This is a genomic window from Mesorhizobium sp. WSM4846 (assembly GCF_055811415.1).
The window spans coordinates 1-26,072 of record NZ_JBVVPZ010000003.1; the positions used below are offsets into that span (position 1 = coordinate 1).

Below are 26,072 nucleotides of genomic sequence, written 5' to 3' on the forward strand. Positions count from 1 at the left end.
CGCGCGCCCGCCGCCCCGCCCCCCCCCCCCCCGGCCGCGCCCCCCCCCCCCCGCCCCTCCCCCCCCCCCCCCCCGCCCCCCCCCCCCCCCTCCCCCCCCCCCCCGCCCCCCCCCCCCCCCCCCCCCCCCCCCCCCCCCCCCGCGGCCGGATTATATTTGTCCCCGATGGTCAGCACCATCAGCTTCTCGACCAGCCCGGTGCAGGAGCCGCAGGAGGCGGACGCCTTGGTGTGAGCACGCACGTCGTCGAGCGAGGTCAGGCTTTTGGCCGTGATCGCGCCAGTGATCTTTCCCTTGCAAACGCCGTTGCAGCCGCAGATTTCCGCATCATCCGGCAAGGCTGCAACGGCCGCCATAGGGTCCAGGGAGGCGCCTCCCTGGTATGACTGGCCGAAGATAAGCGTGTCGCGCATTTCCGATATGTCGGTCTGCTTCTTCTTGAGGTCGTTGAACCAGGCGCCGTCCGCCGTCTCGCCGTAAAGCACGGTGCCGATGATGCGGTCATCCCTGAGCACCAGGCGCTTGTAGACGCCGGCCGCGGCATCGCGCAGCACGATCTCCTGGCGGTCCTCGCCCTCGGCAAAGTCGCCAAGCGAGAACAGCTCGATGCCGGTAACCTTGAGCTTGGTCGGCGTGTCCGAATGGACGAAGGCGGCGGCCTCGTCGCCGGCCAACTGGCTGGCGGCGACACGCGCCATCTCATAGAGCGGTGCGACCAGGCCGTAGACCATGCCGTTGACCTCGGCGCATTCGCCGAGCGCGAAGATGTCGGGGTCGTTGCTGCGCATGCCGGCATCGACGACGATGCCGCGATTGACGGCAATACCGGCCTCTTTGGCGAGAGCGGCGTTCGGCCTGATGCCGACCGCCATCACCACCAGCGTCGCCGGGATGATGGTTCCGTCGGCGAGTTCCACCTGCTCGACCTTACCCTTGCCTGTGATCGCCTGGGTGTTGGCCTTGGTGATGACCTTGATGCCGCGCTGCTCGACGGCCCGTTGCAGGAGATAGCCGGCCGCCGGATCGAGCTGTCGTTCCATCAGCGTCGGCATGACATGCAGCACGGTGACGTCCATGCCCTGCGCGTTCAGGCCCGCAGCCGCCTCCAGCCCTAGCAGGCCGCCGCCGATGACCACGGCCTTGGCCCGTGACTGCGCGGCCAGCATCATCGCCCGAACGTCGTCGAGATCGCGATAGGTCAGCACGCCCGGCAGATCGTGGCCGGGCACCGGGATGATGAACGGCACCGAGCCGGTGGCGATGACGAGCTTGTCGTAGGGCTCGGTGACGCCGTGGTCGGAGGTGACGGTCTTTGCCTGCCGGTCGATGGCGACGATCTTGTGGCCCTTGTAAAGGGTGATCCCGTGCTTGATGTACCAGCCATCGCCATGAATGATGATCTCCTCATAATCCTTTTCGCCTGACAGAACCGGCGACAGCATGATGCGGTCGTAGTTCACGCGCGGCTCGGCATTGAAGATGGTGACCTGGTAGAGGTCCGGCGCCTTTTCCAGCAGGTGCTCCAGCATGCGCCCGGGGGCCATGCCGTTGCCGATGATGACGAGTTTTTCGGTCATGTCCTGATCCACTCCGGTCTCACTCAGCCGCGTAGGAAAGGCCTGAAGCTTCGGCGGCGGCCGCGCGCTCCATCCGCCGGATGCTGAAGTGCATCCAGGCAAAGCAGGTGGCGACGATGACGAAGAGCAGCATGAAGCAGCTCGACCAGACGCCGGTGAGGTCGTTGAGTGCGCCGAAGGCGATTGGCAGGATAAAGCCGCCGAGCCCGCCAATCATGCCGACGACGCCGCCGACCGCGCCGACACTCTGCGGGTAGTAAGCCGGGATGTGCTTGTAGACGGCGGCCTTGCCAAGACTCATGAAGAAGCCGAGCACGCAGGCAACGGCTATGAAGGCGAGCGGACCGATCTCGAAATGGAAGGCGATCGGCCCGCTGATGCCGCGCACGACGTAGTCTGCCGAGGGGAGAGACAGAACGAGAGTCGCGACGGCACTGACCGCGAAGGTCCAGTAGAGCACGGTGCGGGCGCCGATCCGGTCGGAAAGCACGCCGCCATAGGCGCGGAAGATACTTGCAGGGATCGAATAGGCCGCGCCGATCATGCCGGCGGTCGCGATGCCAAAGCCGTAGACGCCGATCAGGTAGCGCGGCAACCACAGCGACAGCGCCACGAATGCTCCGAAGGCGAAGAAATAATAGAAGGCGAAGCGCCAGACCTGCAGGTTCTTGAGCGGCGCGAATTCCTGCAAGAAGCTTCTCGCGGGCGCTGCCTTGCCGGCGCGGCGCTCGCGGATGACCGGATCGTCGCCGGTCGTGAACCAGAAGACGGCGGCCATGACGACGAGTGCTGCCGCCCAGATCAGCGCGACCGACTGCCAGCCCCAGGAGAGAAGCACGAACGGTGCGAGGAACTTGGTGACCGCGGCGCCGACATTGCCGACACCGAAAATGCCAAGCGCCGTGCCCTGCTTGCCGGCCGGGAAGAAGCGCGAGACATAGGCGACACCGACGGCGAAGGAACCACCGGCGAGCCCAACGCCTAGCGCGGCGACCAGCATCTGTCCGTAGGTATGCGCAAAAGCGAGCAGGAAGGTCGCGACCGCCGCCGCAAGCATGGTCGCGGTGTATACCAGCCGTCCGCCAAAACGGTCGGTCCAGACACCGAGCACCATGCGCACGAGCGAACCGGTGAGGATCGGCGTGCCGACCAGCAGGCCGAACTCCGTCTCGTTCAGCCCAAGGTCCTGCTTTATGCGCACGCCGATGATTGAAAATATCGTCCACACCGCGAAGCAGACGGTGAAGGCGATGGTGGACATCACAAGCGCCTGGCGGGGAGCATTGTCCTGGCTGGGCGCGGCTGGGAGATTTGCGGTCAACGTCTGGCTCCGGTTTGCGGCGTGGGAGGCACCGCGGATGTTTGTGGGTGAATGATCAGCGGCGCGGCATCTGTGCGTGCAACGAGACCGGGCTCGCCACGGTCAGGTCCTTGCTTTCCGTCTTGGCGCCGACGGGAAACAGCAGGAGCGCGGCGGTGAACAGTGCCGCCGTCAGCGCGCTGCTGGCCAGAAAATCGCGGCGCGTGAAGTCCGCGAGGGACGCGCCAGTTCCGATCCGTTTCGTCATCGTCGTCTCCGGTTGGGCGCCGCTTGGGACCAGCGCCGTCGATCGTGTAAAAACAAAAAAGCCGCCGGTCAGGTCTTTGCGCGTCCGTCCATCCGGGATCGCGTATTGACCTGAGCGGCAGCTTTGCCTGTGGCGCCCGCCATTGGACGCCGTGTCACTTGGCCCTTGCGGACCCTACATTCTGAAAAGCAGGAAGCGTGCCAATTCGACAGCGCTCCAGATTATCGAATGAAATCAATGTGAACCGCAGCCGCGCAATTTTTGACCAAGCCCGGCAGCGGATCAAAGATTAGTCAGAATGCCTTGCACAGCAGCATAATATTTGTGCACTGCGGCAGATTGCCCATTGCCGATGCAGATTGCCAATTTAGATGATGACGCGTTTTTCGGTCATGGCCTTACTCCGCGGCTTCGACGAAGCGGTGGCGTTCGTAGAGGAACTTCAGCACCGCCTCGCGGCAGCGCAGGAAGGTCCGGTCGGAGGAAAGCTCGATGCGCCGGCGCGGCCGGGCCAGCGGCACCGCAAGCACCTCGCCGATGGTCGCCGCTGGACCGTTGGTCATCATGACGATGCGATCGGACAACAGCACCGCCTCGTCGACATCGTGCGTGATCATGATCGTCGTCGAGCCAAGCCTCGAATGGATATCCATCACGGCATCCTGCAGATGGGCGCGCGTCAGAGCGTCCAGCGCACCGAAGGGCTCGTCGAGCAGCAGGATCTTCGGTTCCATGGCCAGCGCGCGGGCGATGCCGACGCGCTGCTTCATGCCGCCCGATATCTCGGCGGGCCGCTTGTCCCTGGCATGCGCCATCTGCACGAGGTCGAGATTGCGCATGATCCAGTCATGCCGCTCGGCCTTGGTCCTGATCGAACCGAACACCTTCGACACCGCCAGATTGATGTTCTCGTAGACGGTGAGCCACGGCAATAGGCTGTGGTTCTGGAACACCACGGCGCGCTCGGGACCGGGGCTGTCGACCTCCTTGTCTTCGAGCAGGACGGCGCCGGCGGACACTCTCGTCAGCCCGGCGATCAGGTTGAGCAAGGTCGACTTGCCGCAACCGGAATGGCCGATGATCGAGACGAATTCGCCTTTATCGATGGTCAGCCGGATGTCTTTCAGCACCTCGCTGACCTGGCCGCCGCGGGCAAAGGATTTGTCGATATGGTCGAGTTTCAGGTAGGCCGTCATCGCCCCTCTCCTCACTTTGCCGTTGTGCCGCGGGTGACGAAGGCGCCGACCGCCGCGACCAGGCGGTCGAGGCAGAAGCCGGTGACGCCGATATAGGCGAGCGCGACGATGATGTCGGGCAGCCGCGACGAGTTCCAGGCGTCCCAGATGAAGAAGCCGATGCCGACGCCGCCTGTCAGCATTTCGGCGGCGACGATGGCGAGCCAGGACAGGCCGATGCCGATGCGCAGGCCGGTGAAGATGTAAGGTGCCGCGGCCGGCACCATGATCTTCACGAAGAATTCGAGTTGGTTGAGCCTGAGGATGCGGGACACGTTTCGATAATCCTCTGGAATGTTGCGGACGCCGACGGCAGTGTTGATGATCACCGGCCAGATCGAGGTGATGAAGATGACGAAGATCGCCGACGGGCTGGAATCGCGGAAGGCAGCCAGCGACAGCGGCAGCCAGGCGAGCGGCGGCACGGTGCGCAGAATCTGGAACACAGGATCGAGGCCGCGCATCGCCCAGATCGACTGGCCGACCAGAGCGCCGAGCGCGACGCCGACGATGGCAGCCAGGCCGAAGCCGATGGCGACGCGCTGCAGCGAGATCAGCACCCGCCAGGCCAGACCGATATCCTGCGGACCATAGTCGAAGAACGGATGGGCGATCAGATCGTAGGCCTCGTTCCATACCTGGCTAGGTGGCGGCAAGCTGGCATTGGGCGACGAGCAGGCGACCTGCCAGACGACGAGCATGACGATGATGACTACGGCCGGCGGCACCAGCGTGCTCGCCAGCTTGCCGGCGATCGCGGCGGGATCGAAGCGGCGCCTCACCTTGGCGGTGAAAGCTATGACCTCTGCAGGCTTGGCAGGCGCGGGGAACGCCTTGACCTTGGTGTCCTCGATGGCTTGAATAGACATTTTCGCAAAAAGCTCCTTGAGCACTGGCAAGCGGCGCCAGCGGCGGCGCTTGCCGTCGACGTCAGGCCGATGCCTTGATCTTCAGGCTGTCGAGATAGGCGGACGGGTTGGCTGGATCAAAAATCTTGCCGTCGAAGAAGGTCTCGACGCCGCGCGATGGCGACGCCGGGATATCGGCCGCAGCAACGCCGAGATCCTTGGCCGCCTCGCGCCACAGATCTTCGCGGTTGACCTGATCGACCAACGCCTTGATGTCGGTGGTCGCCGCGAATTTGCCCCAGCGGATGTTCTCGGCGAGGAACCAGCTGTCGTGGCTCTTGAACGGATAGGACACGCCGCCCTTCCAGAACTTCATGTAGAGGTCGGTGCCGGTGGCAATGCGGTCGTTGCCATAGTTGATGTCGCCCTTGAGGCGGCCGATGATGTCGGCGGTCGGCACGTTCATCCATTGCCGCTTGCCGATGATGGCCGCCATCTCGTCCTTGTTTTCCAAGGATTCGCACCATTGCTGGGCTTCCATGACGGCCATCAGGATCGCCTTGGTGGCGTTCGGGTTTTTGTCGATGAAGGTGGCGCGCAGGCCGAGCGCCTTTTCCGGATGGCCTTTCCACAACTCGCCCGTGGTGGCGGCCGTGAAGCCGACTCCCTGATGGACGAGTTGCTCGTTCCATGGCTCGCCGACGCAGAACACGTCCATATTGCCGACCTTCATGTTGGCGACCATCTGCGGCGGTGGCACAACGATGGTCGAGACATCCTTGTCAGGATCGATGCCGCCGGCAGCCAGCCAGTAGCGCAGCCAGAGATCATGGGTGCCGCCCGGGAAGGTCATGGCGGCCTTCACCTCCTTGCCTTCGGCCTTCTTGGCCGCAAAGGCGTCCTTCAGCTTGGAGGCATCGAGGCCGACGCCGGTGCCGGCATATTCCTGCGCGACGGAAATCGCCTGGCAGTCGTAATTCAGCCGCGCGACGATCGCCATCGGCATCGGCTGGTTGTTCTGCGTCACCTTGCCGGTATGCATCAGGTAAGGCATCGGCGTCAGGATATGGGCGCCGTCGATGCCGTTGGCTTCGCCGCCCAGCATCAGATTGTCGCGCGTCGCGCCCCAGGAGGCCTGCTTGAGCACCTCGACATCGGGCATGCCGAATTTCTCGAACAGGCCGTTCTCCTTGGCGATCATCAGCGGCGCCGCGTCGGTCAGCGCGATGAAGCCGAGCTTGGCGCCGGTGACTTCCGGTGCCGCGGGCGCCGCATAGGCGCCAGACGGCAGCAGCGCGCGTGCCGCTGCCAGGGTTGCCGCGGTGGCAGCACTTGCCATCAGAAAATTGCGGCGGGTCATGCCCTCGAGAGGGGCTTCAGTCTTGATGCGTTTCGTCATCGTCGTCTCCCGTTGGGCACTGCTTGGGATCAGCGCCGTCGATTGCCGTGCTCGGTCAAAACAAAAAAAGCCGCCGGCCAGGCCGCGCGCGTCCGTCCATCCGGGATCGCGTGTTGACCTGAGCGGCAGCTTTGCCTGTAGCGCCCGCCATTGGACGCCTGTTCCGTGACCCGAAAAGAGTCTGCTTATTGCAAAGCAGGAACCGTGCCAGTTTCGGAATGGATGACAAACATCAATGAGATCAAGGGCATGCCACAATCATTGGCGCGCTGGCCCGTTGGGCGAGCAAGCCAAAGATTGGTCATTAGCGCCGTTGCACGCATAATTTTTGTGCAATGCACAAGAATGGCGCGAAAATGATCAGGCTTCGGCGCGCGCCAATTTCTGCCCGGCAATGTAGGCGTCGACCTCGTCGGGATCGAATATCTGGCCATCGAAGAAACCATCGGGGCCGAGCACCAGACTGGCGCCGGCGGAGCCGACAGGTGTGGCAGACGCCAGCGCGCCCTCCACCTTAGAATTGGCGCCGGGAAGTGCGACGCCGAGCGGCTTCAGCGCTGCGCGATAGAGGTCGGGCCGGTAGGTGTCCCGCGCGAGCGCCATGTGGGCAGCGCTGTGCTTGACCTGCCCCCAACGGACCATCTGCGTGTAGAACCACAGCGCGTGGCTTTTCCACGGAAAATTTGCCGCCTTGCCGAAAGCCAGAAAGAAGTCCTCGACGGTCAGTTCCGCGCCGCCGCCCAGCGCAAGATGTCCGGTCAGGATCGGCATCTGCAGCGCCGGCGAAAGGCCGAGGAAGGAAGGCTGCGCCATCAGGGCGGCCAGTTCGCCGCGGTTTGCCGGATCCTGGCACCAGCGCGCGGCGTGATGGAGCGCGCGCAGCAGCGCCGAAAGCGCTTGCGGGTGTTTTTCGGCCCAGGCCTTGCGCACGCCGACGACTTTCTCGGGGCTGGTCTTCCAGATGGTGGCCTTGACCGTGGCGATATGGCCGGTGCCGGCGACGACGGAGGCGCTGTTCCACGGTTCGCCGGCGCAGTAGCCGTCGATCCTGCCGGCGGCGAGTGCGTCGGCCATGAAGGGCGGCGGCACGATGACGATTTCTATCTCGCGCGACGGATCGATGCCGCAGGCGGCGAGCCAGTAGCGCAGTTCGTAATTGTGTCCGGAGTGCGGATGCACGACCGCAAAGCGCAGCGGGTCGCGACCGGCATTTGCCCGTTCACGGATCAGCGCTCCCAAGGCCTTGCCGGCCCGCGCCGGATTGAGATCGGGCAAGGCGCCGTGCGCGGCCATGCCCGCCCAGAGCGTGTTCGAAACCGTTACGCAGTTACCGCCCAGTCCCAGCGAGAACGGCACGATCGTGTCGGAGGCGAGCGGGGTGAGCCCCAGATTGCAGGCGATCGGCATCGGCCCCAGCATATGCGCCAAATCGAAATGCCCGATCGCGATGCGGTCGCGGATGTTGGCCCAAGAGGTTTCGCGGCTGAGCGTCAGGTCGACGCCTTCGCGTGCGGCAAAGCCGATCTCCCTCGCTGCGACAAGGACGGCGCTGTCGAAGAGCGGTATGAAACCTGCGTTGATCTGGTGTTCGGCCGCCATGCTCAACTCTCTCCGGGATCCAGAAGGCCTGCCGCCGTCACCAGGCTCTGCGCGATTTCGCTGATCTTGCGGTTCTGGTTCATGGCGGTCTTGCGCAGAAGCGTATAGGCCGCGTCCTCCGACAGGCCGCGTGATCGCATCAGGATGCCCTTGGCGCGGTCGATGACCTTGCGGTCCTCCAATTCACTGCGGGCTTCCTCAAGTTCGCGCGCCATCCGCGAGAACGCGTTGAAGCGGCTGATCGCCATGTCGAGGATCGGCTTGACGCGCTCCTGGCGCAGCCCGTCGACGACATAGGCGGAGACCCCCGCTTCCACCGCAGCTTCGATTGAAGCCTGATCCGACCGGTCCACGAACATGGCGATCGGTCGCTTCACCACGCGCGAAAGCTGGAACATGTTTTCAAGCATATCGCGGTTGGGATTTTCGAGATCGATGACGATTACGTCCGGTTCGATCTCGGCAATGCGCCGCGCTATTCCCGCAACATCGTGAACGACCGTGACCTGCTCATGCCCGGCCTCCCGCAATCCCGCCTCGATGATGGAGGCGCGGATGTGGTTTTCGTCGATCACCAGGACGGTGAGGGATTTCCGGATCATGCCGCATTTTGCGCACGCAGCGTGATTGTGCAATGCGGCATGGCGAGAATTGACGAAGTCATCGCTTCGGGGACCGTAACATGTTCGCGGAACCGACCGTTAAGCCTCTCTAAACGCATCTGACTTTGCTTTTGTATCCACCGCGCTGTTTCCCAATTGCGAGCTTGTCTCGCTGGCTTTGAAATTGGAGGTTCCATGGATCGGCGATTATTTTTGACAGGAGTGTTGGGCGTTGCTGGGGCAGCAGCCATTGCGAGCGCAGTTCGGCCAATCAACGCGTGGCCGCGTACCGAGCGCCAGAAGTGGCATCCTCGATGAACTCGACGCGCTGGAGACAGAGCCGTTCGAAGATGAGGATACTCAGGCGGAGCGGGTCCGACATCGGAGCTGGCACCGCAGGCGGCGGCGCCGGCGGCGGGCTTGGAGAAGGGCCTGTCGTCGTGCCTGGCGATATGGCCGTCTGCGCAGACGGTGTTTTCGCAGGCGTGTTTGGGTCTGGGGCTGGTATTATTAGCAGTTAGTGTGCTGAAAACCCCGGTGGTTGCCGGGGTTTTCAGTCTCAGACTAGCCGAATACGGCGAATTTTTCAGGGATCCGCGCGAGTTGTCGGGCCTGCCAGTTATAGGCAGGCCAAAATCAGACTGATTTCCCAAAGAGAAAACTGGTGGAGCCAATCGGAATCGAACCGACGACCTCTTGAATGCCATTCAAGCGCTCTCCCAACTGAGCTATGGCCCCACTCCGGCAGTCAACCGGCGCCGTTGCCGGCGAAGAGATCCGGCGCGGGTTGAGACGCGCCGTTAGTGCAGGCGGCTTCTAACCCCGCCTTCCGTCAATATCAAGCCTTTAAGAGCCGCTTTTTATCAAGACCCCGCGAAAGTCGGCGGGCGCTGTGTGAGAGGCCGGATCAGACTTCGTCGTCGTCGTCGCCGACGCCGATCATGTCGGCGACATCGTCGTCCTCTTCCTCTTCGTCGGCGAGGAAGGTATCGTCGTCGTCGCCGAGGTCCACATCGTCCTCGTCATCGCCGAGATCGGGAAGATCGTCGGGTTTCGCATCCTCGTCGGCCTCTTCGAGCGAGACGACCTCGACGCCCTCTTCCTCCTCGGCGTCGACTTCCTTCTCGGCAACTTCCTCTTCCTCCTCAAGGGCGGCAATCTTGCCTTCCTCGAAATAAGTGCGGGGATAGCTCTTGCCGGTATAGGGCGAGACGATCGGATCCTTGTTCAGATCGTAGAATTTTTGACCCGTCTCGGGGTCGATGCGTTTGGTGCCAAGTTCGGGTTTTGCCACAGCAAGCCTCGTCGATGAAAGTTTGGTCCCCATAACCACAGTTTACGGCGCTGTCAAAGCCTAAAGCCAAGGTCTCAAATCCCCACCTCGAGCGACCTCCTGCAGGGGGATGACCATTTCCGTCCGCCGTGATACGAGACCGCGCAAACCACAAGAAAAAGGCCGGCCACCGGCGTTTTTCACCTAGGGAAAACCCATGTCGCATACTGCCGCCGAGAAACCGGCCACCGCCCGCAAATCGCCAGCGCTTTCAGGCACAGCACGGGTGCCCGGCGACAAATCGATCTCGCACCGCTCGTTCATGTTCGGCGGCCTCGCCTCCGGCGAAACCCGCATCACCGGCCTTCTGGAGGGCGAAGACGTGATGCGCACGGGCGCCGCGATGAAGGCGATGGGCGCGCATATAGAGAAGCGCGGCGCTGAATGGGTGATCCGCGGCACCGGCAATGGCGCGCTGCTGCAGCCGGAAGGCCCGCTCGATTTCGGGAACGCCGGCACCGGCTCGCGCCTCACCATGGGCCTGGTCGGCACCTATGACATGGAGACAACCTTCATCGGCGACGCCTCGCTGTCCGGCCGGCCGATGGGCCGCGTGCTCGAGCCGCTGCGCCAGATGGGTGTGCAGGTGCTGAAGGCGACGCCCGGCGACCGCATGCCGATCACGCTGCGCGGCCCCAAACATGCCGCGCCGATCAGCTACCGCGTGCCGATGGCCTCGGCCCAGGTGAAGTCGGCGGTGCTGCTCGCGGGGTTGAACACGCCCGGCATCACCACCGTCATCGAGCCGGTGATGACGCGCGACCACACCGAAAAAATGCTGAAGGGATTCGGCGCCAATCTGTCGGTCGAGACCGACGAGCGCGGCGTGCGCCACATCTTCATCGAGGGCCAGGGCAAGCTCACCGGCCAGACAATCGCTGTGCCGGGCGACCCGTCATCGGCCGGATTCCCGCTGGTGGCGGCGCTGATCGTGCCGGGTTCGGACATTACAATCGAAAACGTGCTGATGAACCCGACCCGCACCGGTCTTTTGTTGACGCTACAGGAAATGGGCGCCCGGATCGACGTTCTCGAGCCGCGCAATGAAGGCGGCGAGGATGTCGCCGATCTGCGGGTGCGCTATTCCGAGTTGAGGGGCGTCACCGTGCCGCCCGAACGGGCGCCGACGATGATCGATGAATATCCGGTGCTTGCTGTCGCGGCGAGCTTTGCCGAGGGCGAGACGTTGATGCAGGGACTGGAAGAGCTGCGGGTGAAGGAATCGGACCGGCTGTCGGCGGTCGCCGAAGGGCTGAAGCTCAACGGCGTCGACTGTACCGAGGGCGAGGCCTCGCTGGCGGTGCGTGGCAAACCAGGCGGCAAGGGGCTTGGCCAGCACCCGAACGGAAAGAGCACCATCGTCCAGACCCATCTCGACCACCGCATTGCCATGAGCTTTCTGGTCATGGGACTGGCAACGGAAAAGCCTGTCACCATCGACGACCAGGCGATGATCGCGACCAGCTTTCCGGAATTCATGGGGCTTATGAAGGGGCTGGGGGCGGAAATTGTTTGATGCTGCGAGACTGGCCAGTGGTAGCAGGCTGTCTTGCGGCCGCGTTGGTTCCTTATCTGATCGAACGCGTCGTTTTCAAAAAGCGTGTCGGCATTTTTGCTGTTCTTTTTTGGCTTTTGGCCCTGCAATTTTTGACCATGTACCTATTCGCCTATGCAGGCGAGTTTCTAGCAAATAACGACTGGTTCTTTCTGGCGGGGCTTTTCAAAGCGTTTGGAGCAATGGCCTTTATGACAATCGGCGTAATACCTTTAATTGCGTTGCCATTATCGGTTTTGATCGCCTTGGCGGTACTTGCGTTCCGTCTGTTTAGGCAAGCTAGATGAGTCCAACCTTCACCATCGCCATCGACGGCCCAGCAGGCGCGGGCAAAGGCACCCTTGCCCGCCGACTGGCCGACCATTACCGGCTGAACCTGCTCGACACCGGCCTCACCTATCGCGCGGTGGCGCGTGCGCTGCTTCGGCTCGGCCTGCCGCTCGACAATGTCTCGGCCGCCGAGACCGCTGCCCGGCAGGTCGACCTGGCCAAGCTCGACCGGTCGGTGCTGACGGCGCATGCGGTCGGCGAAGCGGCTTCGAAAGTGGCTGTCATCCCTTCGGTGCGACGCATACTGGTCGAAAAGCAGCGCGAATTCGCCAAGGCGCCGCCGGGCGCCGTGCTCGACGGCCGCGACATCGGCACCGTGGTCTGTCCCGACGCCGACATAAAACTCTATGTGACGGCGAGCGCCGAGGTGCGGGCACAACGCAGGCTGGCCGAGATCGAGAGCATCGGCGGCACCGCCGATTTCGACGATATCGTCGCCGATATCCTGCGCCGCGACGAGCGCGACATGGGTCGCGCCGACTCGCCGCTGAAGCCCGCCGCCGACGCGCACTTGCTCGACACGTCGGAAATGGCTATAGAAGCCGCGTTCCTGGCGGCCAAGGCGATCATCGACGGCGTTCTGGCCAAGAGAAACAAAGCCTGAGCCGGGTTTCCTGCCGTTGCCGTTTGCCGGCGGCGAAAAGATACCCATATCGGGCACGAACCAGCCTGCCAGCATTCTTCATGCGCCGGAATTGCCGCTTAGGCGGCCAAGGGCTTTTTTTGAGGCCCGGAACGCCGGCAGGCCAACGCAACGCTAACCCACGGCGCCCGCCCCGCTTGAGATGCGGGGCATTCCAGGAGAAACTATGTCAGTTGCAAATCCCACTCGCGATGATTTCGCGAGCCTGCTCGAAGAATCTTTTTCCGCCGGCCATTCCGGCGAAGGCCAAGTCGTCAAGGGCACGATCACTGCGATCGAAAAGGACATGGCAATCATCGACGTCGGCCTCAAGGTCGAAGGTCGCGTGCCGCTGAAGGAATTCGGCGTCAAGGGCAAGGATTCGACGCTCAAGGTCGGCGACACGGTCGAGGTCTATGTCGAGCGCATCGAGAACGCGCTTGGCGAAGCGATGCTGTCGCGTGAGAAGGCCCGCCGCGAAGAGAGCTGGGTGCGTCTCGAAGAGAAGTTCACCAAGGGCGAGCGCGTCGAAGGCGTCATCTTCAACCAGGTCAAGGGCGGCTTCACCGTCGATCTCGACGGCGCTGTGGCCTTCCTGCCGCGCAGCCAAGTCGACATCCGCCCGATCCGCGACGTCTCGCCGCTGATGCACAATCCGCAGCCTTTCGAGATCCTCAAGATGGACCGCCGCCGCGGCAACATCGTGGTGTCGCGCCGCACCGTGCTCGAGGAGAGCCGTGCCGAACAGCGTTCGGAAATCGTGCAGAACCTCGAAGAGGGCCAGGTGGTCGAAGGCGTCGTCAAGAACATCACCGACTATGGTGCGTTCGTCGACCTCGGCGGCATCGACGGCCTGCTGCATGTCACCGACATGGCGTGGCGCCGCGTCAACCATCCGACCGAAATCCTCAACATCGGCCAGACGGTCAAGGTGCAGATCATCCGCATCAACCAGGAAACCCACCGCATCTCGCTCGGCATGAAGCAGCTCGAGAGCGATCCGTGGTCCGAGATCGGAACAAAATTCCCGATCGGCAAGAAGATCAAGGGCACCGTCACCAACATCACCGACTACGGCGCGTTCGTCGAGCTGGAGCCGGGTATCGAGGGCCTCATCCACGTTTCGGAAATGTCGTGGACGAAGAAGAACGTGCATCCCGGCAAGATCCTGTCGACGACGCAGGAAGTCGACGTGGTGGTGCTCGAGGTCGATCCGGCCAAGCGCCGCATCTCGCTCGGCCTCAAGCAGACGCTCGAGAACCCGTGGCAGGCTTTCGCCAGCAGCCATCCGGTCGGCAGCCAGGTCGAGGGCGAGGTCAAGAACAAGACCGAGTTCGGCCTATTCATCGGCCTCGAAGGCGATGTCGACGGCATGGTCCATCTTTCCGACCTCGACTGGACCCGTCCGGGCGAGCAGGTGATCGAGGAGTACAATCGCGGCGACATCGTCAAGGCGCAGGTGCTCGACGTCGACATCGACAAGGAGCGCATCTCGCTCGGCATCAAGCAGCTGGCCAAGGATACGGCCGGCGAGGCGGCGACTTCAGGCGAACTGCGCAAGAACGCGGTCGTCACCTGCGAGGTCACCGGCGTCAAGGATGGCGGCCTGGAAGTGCGGCTGGTCGACAGCGGCATCGAGACCTTCATCAAGCGCTCTGATCTCAGCCGTGACCGCGACGAGCAGCGCCCCGAGCGCTTCACGGTCGGCCAGAAGGTCGACGCCCGCGTCATCGCCTTCGACAAGAAGACCCGCAAGCTGCAGGTCTCGATCAAGGCGCTGGAAATCGCCGAAGAGAAGGAAGCGGTTGCCCAGTACGGCTCGACCGACTCCGGCGCTTCGCTGGGCGACATCCTGGGTGCCGCGCTGAAGAAGCAGGGCAGCTAAGCTTCGGCTGTCTGCCGCGCCTCGCGCGCGGCCTGTAAAACAAAACCCCGCCGGAGCGATCCGGCGGGTTTTGTTTGGCCGTGGCGTCAGAGCCAAAGCCTGCTCTCGCGCCTGCCTTGGGATGGCGCCCGGTTTTTTGGAAATCCGCGTTCAAGCAGAAAGAGAGATCAGGCCCTGCCGTAAAGCGGCACCAGTGTGCCGCTCATCGCCAGATTGGCCGGCGAAGCGAGGTAGGCGATCGCTTCCGCCGCCGCTTCGAGGCTGACCCATTTGCCGAAATCGGCGGCCGGCATGTCAGCCCGGTTGGCCGGCGTATCGAGGGTCGAGGGCGCGACCGCATTGACCAGGATGCCCTTGCCCTTGAGTTCTTCCGCCATCGCCACCGTCATTGCCGCGACCGCTGCCTTACTGGCGGCATAGGCGATCATGCCGGAACCGCGCCGCAGGTCGAGCCCGGCACGCGCCGTGATATTGACGATGCGGCCCGACACGGAAGATTCCAGCATTGAGCGGATCGCCGCGCGGCAGCACAGGAAGGTGGTGCGGGCGTTGGTGTCCATCATTTCGGCAAAGGACGCGGGCTCGATCTTCTCGACCGGCGCGGCGGTGAAGCCGCCGGCCAGATGGATGGATGCCCACAAATCGGTAACGCTGGCGAAGAACGCATCGACCTTGGCGGGGTCGGCGAGATCGACATTGTGCGCCAGCCTGACGCGCTCATGTGCCGGGAAGGGAAAATGCGCGGGCGCGGCGGCATGGGCGTTCGGCACATGGCAGATCGCGCCCTGCTCCAGCAGTTTGCCGACAACCGCGCCACCGAGCGCTCCGGTGCCGCCGGTCACCACAACATGCCTGCCGTCCAGTGTATCCGTCATCTACGACCGCTCCTGTCACTCATATGCCGCTGCTCGCCGACGCCGAAGGTCGCGCCTTTCGCGCAATCACTCAACCGAAATCTTGATGACGCAGCGCCGCTTGTGCGCGTCAGAACGTCGGCCATCCGACGCTGATCGCATCCCCAGGCAGACGCTGCCACAGCACTCAATCGATGGTGATCTCGATGACATACGGCAGTCCGGTCGCCCGCGCGCGCTTGAGTGCGTCTGCCAGATGACCGATGCCGGCGAGCCGCTCGGCGGCAATGCCGTAGGCCTCGGCCAACTTGCAGAAATCAGGCGGCGCCGGCGAGACGCCGACCGGCTCGACGCCGACATCGAGCATCGAGGTTTCGATTTCGCGATAGCCGAGATTGTTCCAGACGACGAAGATCACCGGCGCCGCAGCGTCGAGCGCGGCGCCCAGTTCCGGCAGCGTGAACTGGAAACCACCGTCGCCGGTGAGACAAACGACCGGCGCATCAGGCACGGCAAGGGCTGCGCCGATCGCCGCCGGCGGACCATAGCCCAGCGCGCCGAAGCCGGTGGCGGCGTTGAACCAGCCGCCCGGACGGTCGTGATCGTAATAGAGGTTGGCGGCATAGACCGGCTGGGTCGAATCGCCGACGATGATCGAGCCCGGCAATGCATCGCGGATCATCTCGACGGCGCGGGTTTGCGCCTGGAGGGCCGGGGCCATTTCGGCAAAGGCTGCTTGCCTTGTCGCAGCGGCGCGAGACTGGCCGTCGCCCGATGGCGGCTGGTCCGTACCAATCTCGACAAGCAGCGCCTCGAGTGCTGCGCCGCAATCGGCATGGATAGAAATCCGGGCGGGCCGGCGGGCAAGCTGGTCGGCGCCGATGTCGATGCGGATCAGATTGGACGGCAGGACAAAGCCACCGTCGCTATATCCGTCGTAGTCGGTCGGGCCGAATTCGGTGCCGGCGGCAATGACCAGATCGGCCTCGGCCATCAATGCACGCACCGCCTTCAGACTGGGGCTGGCCGGCACGCCGAGCGGATGGCGGTGCAGCAGGCCGCGGGCATTGGCCGTCTGGACAACCGGCGCTCCCAGCCTTTTGGCAAGGCGCTGTAACGGCGCTTCGGCTCTCTTGGCGCCGCCGCCGGCAAGGACCAGCGGGCGGCGTGCAGCCGCGCAAAGTTTTGCCGCCTCTGCTATCGCCGCCGGATTTGGCTCGGGCGGCGCGACATTCGTCAGCAAAGCGGCGATGCCGCCGGCCGGCTTGACCATGATATCGGTCGGGATCTCGATGTGCACCGGGCCCGGACGCGACGACGAAAACAGGGCGAAGGCGCGGGCAAGAACGCCCGGCAGTTCGTCGGCGTCGGTGACGCGGTGCGAAAACAGCGCGACCTTTTCCATCATGCCGCGCTGGTCGGGCAGTTCGTGCAGATGGCCAAGGCCCTTGCCCAGTGTCGGCGTGGCGTTGACGCCCGAGATCACCAGCATCGGAACCGAATCGGCACGGGCCTGGCCCATGGCGGTGATGGTGTTGGTCAGCCCCGGTCCGGTGATGACGAAGGCGATGCCGGGCCTGCCGCCGGCGCGCGCATAGCCGTCGGCCATGAACCCGGCGCCCTGTTCATGACGCGGGGTGACGTGGCGAATCTTCGAGCGCGCCAAGCCGCGATAGAGTTCGACCGTATGCACACCCGGAATGCCGAAGACCGTATCGACATCATGGGCTTCGAGCAAAGTGATGAGCGCTTCGCCGACTGTCGTCATTGCCTGAGCACCGGACGTGTGAGGCAGGTCGGTCCGCCTTCGCAGGCGATGCACAGTGCGTCCGCCTCGAAGGTTGAAACCCTGCAGCCGGCAGCCGCCATGGCCGCCGCCGTCTTCGGGAAGCCGGCAACGGCGATCACCTCGCGCGGCGCGGTCGGCAGCACATTGAGGCTGAGGCCGTTGGAGGCGAAGAACTCCCCGGCGTCGCCTTCGACCAGTCGAATGCCCCGCGCCCGCAGCATCTGGTAGAAGGCAGCCGGCAAAAGCGGTGCATAGACCAGCGCCAGATCGTCGGCCAGCGGACTGATCACCGACATCAGATGCAGGCAGGCGTCCTCGCCATGCCAGAGCGGCAGGTCGTAGCCATAGACCTGGATACCCCTGGGGGTGAGCAGGTTGGCCAGTTGCTGGATGCCGTCCTGGTTGGTGCGCACGCCGCGGCCGACGGCTAGCGTCCCTGAATCCACCCAAACGCAATCACCGCCCTCGACCTGTCCGGGAGGCTCGATGCGGCCGAGGATAGGTACGCCCATGCGCTTGTAGGCCGCCTCGTGCAGGCCGGGCTCGGCCCGGCGCAGCGCCTTGCCCATGGCGAGGATGATGGCGCCGTGGTCGGTCATCAACGAAGGATCATGCGTGAAGACCGAATCGGCGAGCCCGTCATCGGCGTCGGTCAGCCATTCGATCGCGGCGCCGGACGCCAGAACCAGCGTCGTCAGCGCCTCATGCTGGGCGGCGGCCTTTTGCGGATCGAAGCCCGCACCATAGTGCCATTCCGATGCTTTGGCGCGGGCCATGGCGCTTGCGGCGGACCGCATCAGCACGCGCTGCAGGGGCCTGGCCATGGACTGCGACCCGTATGCTTTACCCACCAAGTGCTCCTGAACCATCCCATCCAGCCAATAGCCACTCAGCGAGGAGTGATCAATGGTCCAAAAATGCATGGTTGACGGAGGCAAGCGGAACGGTACATCTTGAGAATGAGAAGTCTGTCCAGTGATGGTAATGGGTAAAAAATTCCAGCAGCGACGGGTCCGGCCAGTTCGTGAGGCACCGCAAAGGTGATAGCGCAAGGCACCGCCCCCGCCCTGAAGTACACGGCGCAGAACGACGCCGCCGAAGCCATCCATGTCGAGAACCTGCATAAACGATTCGGCGAACTGCAGGTGCTGAAAGGCGTTTCGCTGTCGGCGCGCGACGGCGAGGTCATCGCCATCATTGGCGGCAGCGGCTCGGGAAAATCGACCCTGCTGCGCTGCATCAATTGCCTGGAAAACCCGACCAGCGGGATCGTTCGCGTCAATGGCGAGGAGATCCGGATGAAGGCCGACAGTCACGGCCACACCGTTCCCGCCGACCGCAAGCAGATCGAGCGCATCCGCTCCAAGCTCGGCATGGTTTTCCAGAATTTCAATCTGTGGAGCCACATGACGCTGATCGAGAACGTCATCGAGATTCCGGTGCATGTTCTGGGCGTCAAGCGCGATGTGGCCATCGCCGAGGCGGAAAAGCTGCTTGCCCGCGTCGGCCTGGCCGAAAAGCGCGATGTCTATCCGGCCTATCTGTCAGGCGGCCAGCAGCAGCGTGGGGCCATCGCCCGGGCGCTGGCCATCAATCCGCGCGTCATGCTGTTCGACGAGCCGACCTCGGCGCTCGACCCGGAACTGATCGGCGAGGTGCTGAAGGTGATCGGCGACCTGGCACGCGAAGGCCGCACCATGGTGCTGGTCACCCATGAGATGAAGTTCGCCCGCGAGGTCGCGACGCATGTCGTCTACCTCTACAACGGACTGGTCGAGGAAGAAGGGCCGCCGGAGCAGATCTTCGGCGCACCGAAATCCGAAAGGCTGAAGCAATTCATCCGCAACATCGGTTAAGCCGAGGCGGACGAAAAACGGGAACAACAACAAACTGGGAGTTTTTGGCATGAAGACCGTTCTGAAAACATTTGCCGCAGCACTTCTGCTCGGCGTCGCCGCTATGGGCATTGCAAAGGCCGAGCCGGTCAAGATCGGCGTCGCTGCCGAACCCTATCCGCCGTTCACCTCGCCGGATGCTTCCGGCAAATGGGTTGGCTGGGAGATCGAATTCATCGACGCGGTCTGCGCCGAGCAGAAACTCGATTGCGTCATCACCCCCGTCGCCTGGGACGGCATCATCCCGGCGCTGACGACCAAGAAGATCGACGTCATCGCCAGTTCCATGTCGATCACCGACGAGCGCAAGAAGACGATCGACTTCTCCGACAAATATTACAACACCCCGACAGCTATCATCGGACCGAAGGACCAGAAGTTCGGCGCTACCCCGGAAGATCTCAAGGGCAAGATCATCGGCGTGCAAGTTTCGACCGTGCATGCCGACTACGTCAAGAAGCACTTCACCGAAGCCGCGGAAATCAAGGAATATCAGACCCAGGACGAAGCCAATCAGGATCTTGCCGCCGGCCGTATCGATGCCGTGCAGGCCGATTCCATCGCGCTCGATGCCTTCCTGAAATCGGATCAGGGCAAGCAATGCTGCGATCTGAAGGGCACGGTCGCGCCGGATCTGGCGATCCTCGGGCCCGGCGTCGGCGCCGGTGTCCGCAAGGAGGACACCGAGTTGAAGGAGAAGATCAACGCCGGCATCAAGGCGATCCGCGCCAACGGCAAATATGACGAGATTTCGAAGAAATACTTCGATTTCGACATCTATGGCGCCGACCCACAGTCGAATTGACGCCGAGCGAACAACCACGCGGCGCAGACAGCGCGCCGTGTGGCTTCGTCGGACTCTACCTATGCAAGCTTTCCGCTGACGGCATCGCCGGTGGTTTTGGCGCCAGCAATTCGGGGGCGACGCTGATCGACGCATTTCTTCCGGCCACTGTGGCCCGCATCATCGAACTGCTTTCGCCGACGCCACCCGGTTGGGGCGGAACGCTTCTGGTCGGACTGCTCCACTCGGTCGAGATCGCTGCCGGTGCGTTCGGTCTCGGCCTCGTCATCGGCATTTGCGGTGCGTATGGCAAGCTCTATGGCGGGCCCGTGGTGCGCGATCTGCTGGCGGTCTATACGACGATCGTCCGCGCCGTGCCGGAGCTAGTGCTGATCCTGCTGCTCTATTATGCCGGCACCGATTTGATCAACCAGTTGCTGACGGCAATGGGATATCAGCGCATTGATATCAGCGGGCTGGTGGCCGGCATTGCCGTGCTCGGCTTCGTCCAGGGCGCTTATTCGACAGAGGTGATGCGCGGCGCGATCCTTGCCATCCCGCAGGGACAGATCGAAGCCGCGCGCGCCTATGGCATGTCTCCCGGCCTGCTGCTGCGACGCATCACGCTGCCGGCGATGCTGCCTTTCGCCATACCCGGCCTTGCCAATCTCTGGCTGATCGCCACCAAGGACACCGCCCTGCTGGCCGTCGTCGGCTTCTTCGAACTGACATTGGCGACGCGGCAAGCGGCGGGCGTAACCAAAGCCTATCTTACCTTCTTCCTCGCCGCGGGCGTGATCTATCTTCTGTTGACGCTGGTCTCCAATCTAATCATCGGCCGCATCGAGGTCTGGGCTCGGCGCGGCATGCCCTCGCTCAAGGAGGCGCGTTGATGGCTGTCGAAACGACCATCGTCAACGTAGCCGCCCGCGCGTCGCTGTGGCTGCAGCCGCACCGCATAGTGCTGATTGTAACGGGACTGGCGCTGGTTTTCGCGGCCGCTTTTTTCATGCGCTGGGACTGGCTGCCGCAATATTACGAAATGGCGCTTGTCGGCCTCTGGCGTACGCTCTGGATCCTCGCCGTCACCTGCACACTGGGCTTCCTGCTCGCCGTGCCGCTCGGATTGGCGCAGGCTGCCGGCCCGCTCTGGCTCGCGGCGCCTGCAAAGGCCTTCTGCACCGTCATCAGGGGAACGCCACTGCTGCTGCAGCTCTGGCTGCTCTACTATGGGCTCGGCTCGCTGTTTCCACAGTACCCATGGGTACGCGAGTCCTGGATGTGGCCGTATCTCAGGCAAGCATGGCCCTATGGCGTCCTGGCGCTGACCTTGTCCTTCGCCGGTTACGAGGGGGAAGTCATGCGGGGTGCCTTCGCCGGGGTGCCGAAAGGACAGTTGGAAGCGGCGCGCGCCTTCGGCATGAGCCGCTGGAAGATCCTGCGGCGGATCTGGCTGCCACAAGCCTTCTACCGGGCGCTGCCGACGCTGACCGGCGAAACCGTGCTGCAACTGAAATCGACGCCGCTGGTGGCGACCATCAGCGTGATCGACATATTCGCCGTCTCGTCAAAGGTGCGGCAGAGCACGTTCCTCACCTATGAACCCTTGCTGCTCCTGGCGTTGATCTATATGGCGATCACCGGCATTCTGGTCTTCGCCCTCGGCAAGATCGAGGCGCGGATCCCGAGCAAGATTGGTTGATAGGGGAGTAGGGGAGTAGGGGAGTAGGGCCAGCCGCTATTCACATACACATTTCCATCCAATTCGCATTCACTGGTCACTATTCCCCTATTCCCTTACTCCCCTACTCCCTTAGGATCGCTACGATGCAACTCAGTCTCGACCAGGCGACAGGGCTGTGCCGGATGGCGGCGCTCGGCGCCGGCGCCAATGAGGAAGCGGCGCAGTCGCTTGCAGCCTCCGTCGTGGCGGCCGAGGCAGAAGGTCTGTCGACGGTCGGACTGTCGCATTTCATCGACTATCTCGAAGCGCTGGAGGCCGGCCGCATCGATGGCAAGGCCGAGCCGGTCATCACCAGGCCGGCTTTGGCGATCTATCTCTCCGACGCGCGCGGCGGTCTGGCGCATACCGGCTTCGACCGCACCGTCGACGATCTCGCCAAGGCGGCGCGCCTGTTCGGCGTTGCCATCTTTTCGCAGAAGAACGCCTATACATGCGGCGCGCTCGGCTATTTCACCGGACGGCTGGCCGCGCAGGGGCTGGTGTCCTTCGCCGCGACCAATGGACCGGCCGTGCTGGCCGGCTCCGGCTCGGTCAAGCCGGTCTACTGCACCAACCCGATGTCCTTCGCCGCGCCCGCCGCCGACGGAGCGCCGCTGGTCATCGACCAGTCGTCGAGCGCCACTGCCTTCGTCAACATCCGCAAGGCGGCTGACGACGGCAAGAAAATTCCAGAAGGCTGGGCACTGGATGCGAGCGGCAACCCGACCACCGATCCCGCCGCCGCCATGAAAGGCGCGATGCTTGCATTCGGCGGCCAGCGTGGCGCCAACATCGCGCTGATGGTCGAAGTGCTGGCGGCGGGCCTGTCGGGCGCCAACTGGTCACTCGATGCGCCATGGTTCACCGACGGACCGGACAGTCCCGGAACCGGCCTCTTCGTGCTGGCCGTCGAGCCCAAGCTGCTCGATCCAAATTTCGAGAAGCGCATGAAAGATCAACTCGACCGGTTGCGCCGCCGCTACGGCGTGCATGTCCCCGGCCGTGCCCGGGCCGAAGCGGCGGAGAAGGCAGCGGCACGGGGCATAACGGCTCCGAAAGCCGTGGTGCAGCGCATCTCCGAATTCGCCGCCCGATATTCTTCCTGAAGACGTCCACACCTTCGGATAGTTGATCGCGCGACAGCGGGCGTACTTGCCGTTACGCCCAGGCTGCCTCGTCGAACCACGTTTCGGAAACAGCCGGAAACCCTCGCGTCGGCTGGGTTTATCCGGGCTCTCCGCATCCGACCCGTAACATGCATTTCCCGGTCAACTTTTGTTCATTTGACTTTGGCTGGGGTGGCGGCTGTTTGCGCGGAGCAGCAGAAGAGGAACCCCAATGGCCGCAAGCACCCACAATCCCAGCACCAATCTTGTCGTTCCGGCCCTTGGCAGCCTCTATGCGGCGCTGAACACTACCTCTGAAACCATCCTGCGCGCCGTGGCCGGCATCTTCCTCACCATCCATGGCTCTGGCAAGATCATCGACCCGCTCGGCGCCGCCGAGATGGTCGAAGGCCTCGGCTTCTATCCTGGCGCGTTCTGGTCGGTGCTGCTGGCCTGCACCGAGTTCTTCGGCGGCATCTTCATCGCCATCGGTCTCTTGACCCGCCCGGCCGCCTTCGCCGGAATGTTCGTGCTCCTGGTCACCGTCTGGTTTCACTGGGTCACCCTGGGCGAGGGCTTTTCGGGTGCCGAAAAATCGCTGCTGTGGGCGGCGATCCTGTTCTTCTTCGTTATCCGCGGCGGCAACCGCCAATCGGTCGACGCGCGCATCGGCAAAGCGTTCTGAACCAGCCGATACCGCGGCAAACGGCGACAAAGGATCGCCCTTTGCCTTCGGCGCGAAACGGATTATGAACGGCTTCAGCCAAGCCACCAGTAAATCTGGAAACTGCGCCGGAGCCCGCAATGACCGAAATCCTGCAGACCCCAAAGCTCGTCGTCGTGTTCGGCGGCTCCGGCTTTGTCGGCCGCCATGTGGTGCGGGCGCTGGCCCGGCGTGGCTATCGCATCAGGGTCGCCTGCCGCCGGCCCGATCTCGCCGGCCATCTGCAGCCGCTCGGCAATGTCGGCCAGGTCCAGCCGGTGCAGGCCAATATTCGCGTGCGCTGGTCGGTCGACCGCGCCGTGCAGGACGCCGACCATGTCGTCAATTTGGTAGCCATCCTGCATGAGAGCGGCCGGCAGAAGTTCACGCCCGTCCACGAGTTCGGCGCACGCGCGATCGCCGAAGCGGCGCGCGCCGTCGGCGCCGGGCTCACCCATATCTCGGCGCTGGGCGCCGATCTGAACGCGCAATCCGAGTATGCGCGCACCAAGGCGCTCGGTGAAAAAGCGGTCCTGGAAACGATCGAGGATGCGGTCATCTTGCGGCCCTCGATCAATTTCGGCCCCGAGGACAGTTTCTTCAACCGCTTCGCCAGCATGGCGCGCTATTCGCCGGTCCTGCCTCTGATCGGCGGCGGGCGGACCAAATTCCAGCCGGTCTATGTCGGCGATGTCGCCGAAGCGGTGGCGCGCTCGGTCGACGGCAAAGTCCAGGGTGGCCGGATCTACGAGCTAGGCGGACCTCAGGTGCTCACCTTCAAGCAATGCATGCAGGAAATGCTTGCCATGATCGATCGCAAGCCGTTCCTGGTGTCGGTGCCGTGGTGGGTGGCGAACATGCAGGCATCGATCCTCGGGCTTTTGCCCAATCCGCTGCTGACCAAGGATCAGGTCCTGCAGTTGCGCGGGGACAACATCGTCTCGGAATCGGCCATCAGGGAAAACCGGACGCTCGCCGGCCTCGATATCCAGCCACAGTCGATCGGCAGCATCCTGCCGAGCTATCTCTGGCGCTACCGGCCGGCCGGCCAGTTCCAGCGCAAGACGGCGGAATAGCCAATCAGGCGGCTCAAAGGCGCCGTGTGACCTGCATCGGCAGGCCGCCCTGCGGTTGCGTCGTCAGTTTCTGCACCGGCCAAGGTTTGGTCTCGGCGGTGGTATCGAAGCGGAAGCGCGACAGCATGATCGCCAGAGCGATGATCGCCTCCTGCATGGCAAAGCTGGCGCCGATGCAGACGCGAGGACCGGCGCCGAACGGCAAATACTGAAAACGGTCGATCTTCTCGCGATTTCCCGGATGGAAACGTTCGGGCATGAAGGCGTCGGGCCGGTCCCACAGCTTGCGATGGCGGTGGACGACCCAGGGCATGACCAGCACTGCAGCACGCCTCGGTATGTAGAGGCCGTTCCAGGTTTCAGGCTCGATCGGCTCGCGGTTGATCGACGGCGCCGGCGGATAGAGCCTGAGCGCCTCATCGAAGGCGGCGCGGGTGAACGGCATGGCGTCGAGCCACTTTGTCGGGTCGGGCTCACGCGCCAGCACGGCGTCGATCTCGCGCTCGACCTTTTCGCGCTCCCAAGGCGCTTCGGCCAGGCAATAGAGCGTCCAGCCGAGCGCACGCGCCGTGGTTTCATGGCCGGCGCCGATGAAGGTGATGATGTTGTCCTCGACCTCGGCGCGCGTCAGCCCGTCCGGTCCCTCCGCCTTGAGCAAAAGCGTGAGAAAATCCTGCGGCACCTTGTCCGGATCGCGCTTGAGCCGCTCTTCGCGCATCTTGACGGTGTCGGTGACGATCTTGCGGAAGTAGGCCATGGTTTTGCGGCCGCGGATGCGGGTCAGGCGCGGCAGCCAGTCTGGCGCCCGCAACAGGTCGAGCGGATCGACGCGGCCCATGGTTTCGAACAGCCGGTCGATCTCCTTGGCGAAGCTGCCCGGCTCACCCGATATCTCACCGGAAAACAGTGTCTCGGCCAGAATGTCGAAGGTAAGCAGCGTCATGTCGTGGGCGATGTCCGACGTGCCGCCGCCCTCGTATCGGGTGACGAACTCCCGCGTACGCCTCAGCATCGGCTCGGCAAAACCGAAGATGTGGCGCGGCGTGAACACCGGCGCCATCGCCTTGCGTGAACGCCGCCAGACCTCACCCTCGGCGGTCAGCAATCCGTCGCGCAGGATCGGCCGCAGGATCATCTGGCGCACCGTCGCCATCTTGTAGTTTTTGGCATTGTCGACCAGCACGTGGCGAATGAGGCCGGGATCGTTGGCGATGACCAGCGGCCCGCCGATGCCGGTCACCGAAATCCAAGGCTGGTTGTAGGTCGGCTCACCCCACAATTCGAGCGGGTTGCGATAAACGATGCGGATCATCTCCAGCGTCGAAGGCGGCGAGGTGCGCGGCTTCGGCGCCGGCGGGACAAAGGGGGCGGGCTGACTGTCCATGGCGTGCTCCGCTGGTGACCTCAATGTAGTGGCTGGCAGGGCAAGCGTCCATGTCGCCGGCTATAAAGGGGCATTGGAAAGTGCCTGAGCGTCGGAACAGGTCGGCCCGCATTTGTGCGGCCGCTCTGTTCCCAAAACCGGTTCGACTTTTGGGTCCGATGCCGTGCCGGCCAGGCGTGCTCTTCTTCCATTCGGAAATGCTTGC

The 26,072-nt window shown here is 63.6% G+C and carries 24 protein-coding genes and 1 tRNA gene; 11 read left to right on the plus strand and 14 right to left on the minus strand.

Annotated elements, in window-relative coordinates:
- The 10 genes from AC0L15_RS03965 to AC0L15_RS04010 form a co-directional block, all read right to left on the minus strand.
- A partial coding sequence (locus AC0L15_RS03965) for an FAD-dependent oxidoreductase (protein WP_473495931.1) occupies positions 1-1,577 on the minus strand: 1,577 nt, incomplete at its 3' end.
- Between the two features lie 19 nt (positions 1,578-1,596).
- Positions 1,597-2,838 (minus strand): MFS transporter, encoded by a 1,242-nt coding sequence (locus AC0L15_RS03970; RefSeq protein WP_287246957.1) that lies wholly within the window; start codon positions 2,836-2,838, stop codon positions 1,597-1,599.
- A 115-nt stretch (positions 2,839-2,953) separates the two neighbouring features.
- Positions 2,954-3,145, minus strand: a complete 192-nt coding sequence (locus AC0L15_RS03975; RefSeq protein ID WP_128183418.1) for a hypothetical protein — start codon at positions 3,143-3,145, stop codon at positions 2,954-2,956.
- Between the two features lie 398 nt (positions 3,146-3,543).
- Positions 3,544-4,341, minus strand: a complete 798-nt coding sequence (locus AC0L15_RS03980) for an ABC transporter ATP-binding protein (protein ID WP_236379053.1) — start codon at positions 4,339-4,341, stop codon at positions 3,544-3,546.
- Positions 4,342-4,352: 11 nt separating this feature from the next.
- On the minus strand, positions 4,353-5,249 hold the full coding sequence (ntrB, locus tag AC0L15_RS03985; protein WP_128172929.1) for a nitrate ABC transporter permease: 897 nt from the start codon (positions 5,247-5,249) through the stop codon (positions 4,353-4,355).
- Between the two features lie 61 nt (positions 5,250-5,310).
- Positions 5,311-6,627, minus strand: coding sequence for a CmpA/NrtA family ABC transporter substrate-binding protein (locus tag AC0L15_RS03990; protein WP_287246657.1), 1,317 nt, complete (start codon positions 6,625-6,627; stop codon positions 5,311-5,313).
- A 360-nt stretch (positions 6,628-6,987) separates the two neighbouring features.
- Positions 6,988-8,226: a CmpA/NrtA family ABC transporter substrate-binding protein gene (locus AC0L15_RS03995; protein ID WP_287180502.1), complete on the minus strand. Its 1,239-nt coding sequence runs from the start codon at positions 8,224-8,226 to the stop codon at positions 6,988-6,990.
- 2 nt (positions 8,227-8,228) lie between these two features.
- Positions 8,229-8,828: an ANTAR domain-containing response regulator gene (locus tag AC0L15_RS04000; RefSeq protein ID WP_023796771.1), complete on the minus strand. Its 600-nt coding sequence runs from the start codon at positions 8,826-8,828 to the stop codon at positions 8,229-8,231.
- A gap of 662 nt (positions 8,829-9,490) precedes the next feature.
- Positions 9,491-9,566, minus strand: a tRNA-Ala gene (locus AC0L15_RS04005).
- Between the two features lie 169 nt (positions 9,567-9,735).
- The gene (locus tag AC0L15_RS04010) at positions 9,736-10,122 is read right to left on the minus strand and encodes a TIGR02300 family protein (RefSeq protein WP_202364872.1); all 387 of its coding nucleotides are present in this window, start codon (positions 10,120-10,122) and stop codon (positions 9,736-9,738) included.
- A gap of 196 nt (positions 10,123-10,318) precedes the next feature.
- Here AC0L15_RS04010 and aroA point away from each other — a divergent pair, with 196 nt between their 5' ends.
- The 4 genes from aroA to rpsA all read left to right on the plus strand — a co-directional run bounded on the left by aroA (position 10,319) and on the right by rpsA (position 14,553).
- Complete coding sequence (aroA, locus tag AC0L15_RS04015; protein ID WP_473495932.1) at positions 10,319-11,677, plus strand: 3-phosphoshikimate 1-carboxyvinyltransferase; 1,359 nt, start codon at positions 10,319-10,321, stop codon at positions 11,675-11,677.
- Positions 11,677-12,003, plus strand: coding sequence for a hypothetical protein (locus AC0L15_RS04020; RefSeq protein ID WP_287246660.1), 327 nt, complete (start codon positions 11,677-11,679; stop codon positions 12,001-12,003). Before aroA ends, AC0L15_RS04020 begins: the two co-directional genes overlap by 1 nt.
- Entirely contained in the window at positions 12,000-12,650 is a 651-nt protein-coding gene (gene cmk / locus AC0L15_RS04025; RefSeq protein ID WP_287246661.1) for a (d)CMP kinase, read from the plus strand. The genes AC0L15_RS04020 and cmk overlap by 4 nt, the downstream gene beginning before the upstream one ends.
- Positions 12,651-12,855: 205 nt before the next feature.
- Complete coding sequence (gene rpsA, locus AC0L15_RS04030; RefSeq protein ID WP_027151507.1) at positions 12,856-14,553, plus strand: 30S ribosomal protein S1; 1,698 nt, start codon at positions 12,856-12,858, stop codon at positions 14,551-14,553.
- A 167-nt stretch (positions 14,554-14,720) separates the two neighbouring features.
- Here rpsA and AC0L15_RS04035 read toward each other — a convergent pair whose 3' ends face one another.
- From AC0L15_RS04035 to AC0L15_RS04045, 3 genes are all read right to left on the minus strand, one after another.
- Positions 14,721-15,428, minus strand: coding sequence for an SDR family NAD(P)-dependent oxidoreductase (locus tag AC0L15_RS04035; protein ID WP_091592748.1), 708 nt, complete (start codon positions 15,426-15,428; stop codon positions 14,721-14,723).
- A gap of 166 nt (positions 15,429-15,594) precedes the next feature.
- On the minus strand, positions 15,595-17,175 hold the full coding sequence (locus AC0L15_RS04040) for a 5-guanidino-2-oxopentanoate decarboxylase (RefSeq protein WP_473495933.1): 1,581 nt from the start codon (positions 17,173-17,175) through the stop codon (positions 15,595-15,597).
- A complete protein-coding gene (locus AC0L15_RS04045; protein ID WP_473495980.1) occupies positions 17,172-18,020 on the minus strand; it encodes a dimethylarginine dimethylaminohydrolase family protein in 849 nt (282 codons plus the stop codon). Before AC0L15_RS04045 ends, AC0L15_RS04040 begins: the two co-directional genes overlap by 4 nt.
- Before the next feature lie 219 nt (positions 18,021-18,239).
- On the opposite strand from AC0L15_RS04045, the gene AC0L15_RS04050 reads away from it, so the two are divergent.
- From AC0L15_RS04050 to AC0L15_RS04080, 7 genes are all read left to right on the plus strand, one after another.
- Positions 18,240-19,052, plus strand: a complete 813-nt coding sequence (locus AC0L15_RS04050) for an ABC transporter ATP-binding protein (protein ID WP_287246959.1) — start codon at positions 18,240-18,242, stop codon at positions 19,050-19,052.
- A gap of 49 nt (positions 19,053-19,101) precedes the next feature.
- On the plus strand, positions 19,102-19,896 hold the full coding sequence (locus tag AC0L15_RS04055) for a transporter substrate-binding domain-containing protein (protein ID WP_473495934.1): 795 nt from the start codon (positions 19,102-19,104) through the stop codon (positions 19,894-19,896).
- 206 nt (positions 19,897-20,102) lie between these two features.
- Positions 20,103-20,768, plus strand: a complete 666-nt coding sequence (locus AC0L15_RS04060; RefSeq protein ID WP_023796782.1) for an ABC transporter permease — start codon at positions 20,103-20,105, stop codon at positions 20,766-20,768.
- Positions 20,768-21,577, plus strand: a complete 810-nt coding sequence (locus AC0L15_RS04065; RefSeq protein WP_287246664.1) for an ABC transporter permease — start codon at positions 20,768-20,770, stop codon at positions 21,575-21,577. The genes AC0L15_RS04060 and AC0L15_RS04065 overlap by 1 nt, the downstream gene beginning before the upstream one ends.
- 125 nt (positions 21,578-21,702) lie before the next feature.
- A complete protein-coding gene (locus AC0L15_RS04070) occupies positions 21,703-22,704 on the plus strand; it encodes an Ldh family oxidoreductase (protein ID WP_287246665.1) in 1,002 nt (333 codons plus the stop codon).
- A 232-nt stretch (positions 22,705-22,936) separates the two neighbouring features.
- On the plus strand, positions 22,937-23,389 hold the full coding sequence (locus AC0L15_RS04075; protein WP_128172920.1) for a DoxX family protein: 453 nt from the start codon (positions 22,937-22,939) through the stop codon (positions 23,387-23,389).
- A 119-nt stretch (positions 23,390-23,508) separates the two neighbouring features.
- The gene (locus tag AC0L15_RS04080; protein WP_287246666.1) at positions 23,509-24,483 is read left to right on the plus strand and encodes a complex I NDUFA9 subunit family protein; all 975 of its coding nucleotides are present in this window, start codon (positions 23,509-23,511) and stop codon (positions 24,481-24,483) included.
- A 13-nt stretch (positions 24,484-24,496) separates the two neighbouring features.
- On the opposite strand, the gene AC0L15_RS04085 is transcribed toward AC0L15_RS04080, so the two are convergent.
- Positions 24,497-25,867 (minus strand): cytochrome P450, encoded by a 1,371-nt coding sequence (locus AC0L15_RS04085; RefSeq protein ID WP_287246667.1) that lies wholly within the window; start codon positions 25,865-25,867, stop codon positions 24,497-24,499.
- Positions 25,868-26,072 lie beyond the last annotated feature (205 nt).

Coding starts and splice junctions, on each gene's coding strand:
- AC0L15_RS03970 (WP_287246957.1), bottom strand. CDS start 2,838: ATGTCCACCATCGCCTTCACCGTCTGCTTCGCGGTGTGGACGATATTT.
- AC0L15_RS03975 (WP_128183418.1), bottom strand. CDS start 3,145: ATGACGAAACGGATCGGAACTGGCGCGTCCCTCGCGGACTTCACGCGC.
- AC0L15_RS03980 (WP_236379053.1), bottom strand. CDS start 4,341: ATGACGGCCTACCTGAAACTCGACCATATCGACAAATCCTTTGCCCGC.
- ntrB (WP_128172929.1), bottom strand. CDS start 5,249: ATGTCTATTCAAGCCATCGAGGACACCAAGGTCAAGGCGTTCCCCGCG.
- AC0L15_RS03990 (WP_287246657.1), bottom strand. CDS start 6,627: ATGACGAAACGCATCAAGACTGAAGCCCCTCTCGAGGGCATGACCCGC.
- AC0L15_RS03995 (WP_287180502.1), bottom strand. CDS start 8,226: ATGGCGGCCGAACACCAGATCAACGCAGGTTTCATACCGCTCTTCGAC.
- AC0L15_RS04000 (WP_023796771.1), bottom strand. CDS start 8,828: ATGATCCGGAAATCCCTCACCGTCCTGGTGATCGACGAAAACCACATC.
- aroA (WP_473495932.1), top strand. CDS start 10,319: ATGTCGCATACTGCCGCCGAGAAACCGGCCACCGCCCGCAAATCGCCA.
- AC0L15_RS04020 (WP_287246660.1), top strand. CDS start 11,677: ATGCTGCGAGACTGGCCAGTGGTAGCAGGCTGTCTTGCGGCCGCGTTG.
- cmk (WP_287246661.1), top strand. CDS start 12,000: ATGAGTCCAACCTTCACCATCGCCATCGACGGCCCAGCAGGCGCGGGC.
- rpsA (WP_027151507.1), top strand. CDS start 12,856: ATGTCAGTTGCAAATCCCACTCGCGATGATTTCGCGAGCCTGCTCGAA.
- AC0L15_RS04035 (WP_091592748.1), bottom strand. CDS start 15,428: ATGACGGATACACTGGACGGCAGGCATGTTGTGGTGACCGGCGGCACC.
- AC0L15_RS04040 (WP_473495933.1), bottom strand. CDS start 17,175: ATGACGACAGTCGGCGAAGCGCTCATCACTTTGCTCGAAGCCCATGAT.
- AC0L15_RS04045 (WP_473495980.1), bottom strand. CDS start 18,020: ATGGCCAGGCCCCTGCAGCGCGTGCTGATGCGGTCCGCCGCAAGCGCC.
- AC0L15_RS04055 (WP_473495934.1), top strand. CDS start 19,102: ATGAAGACCGTTCTGAAAACATTTGCCGCAGCACTTCTGCTCGGCGTC.
- AC0L15_RS04065 (WP_287246664.1), top strand. CDS start 20,768: ATGGCTGTCGAAACGACCATCGTCAACGTAGCCGCCCGCGCGTCGCTG.
- AC0L15_RS04070 (WP_287246665.1), top strand. CDS start 21,703: ATGCAACTCAGTCTCGACCAGGCGACAGGGCTGTGCCGGATGGCGGCG.
- AC0L15_RS04075 (WP_128172920.1), top strand. CDS start 22,937: ATGGCCGCAAGCACCCACAATCCCAGCACCAATCTTGTCGTTCCGGCC.
- AC0L15_RS04080 (WP_287246666.1), top strand. CDS start 23,509: ATGACCGAAATCCTGCAGACCCCAAAGCTCGTCGTCGTGTTCGGCGGC.
- AC0L15_RS04085 (WP_287246667.1), bottom strand. CDS start 25,867: ATGGACAGTCAGCCCGCCCCCTTTGTCCCGCCGGCGCCGAAGCCGCGC.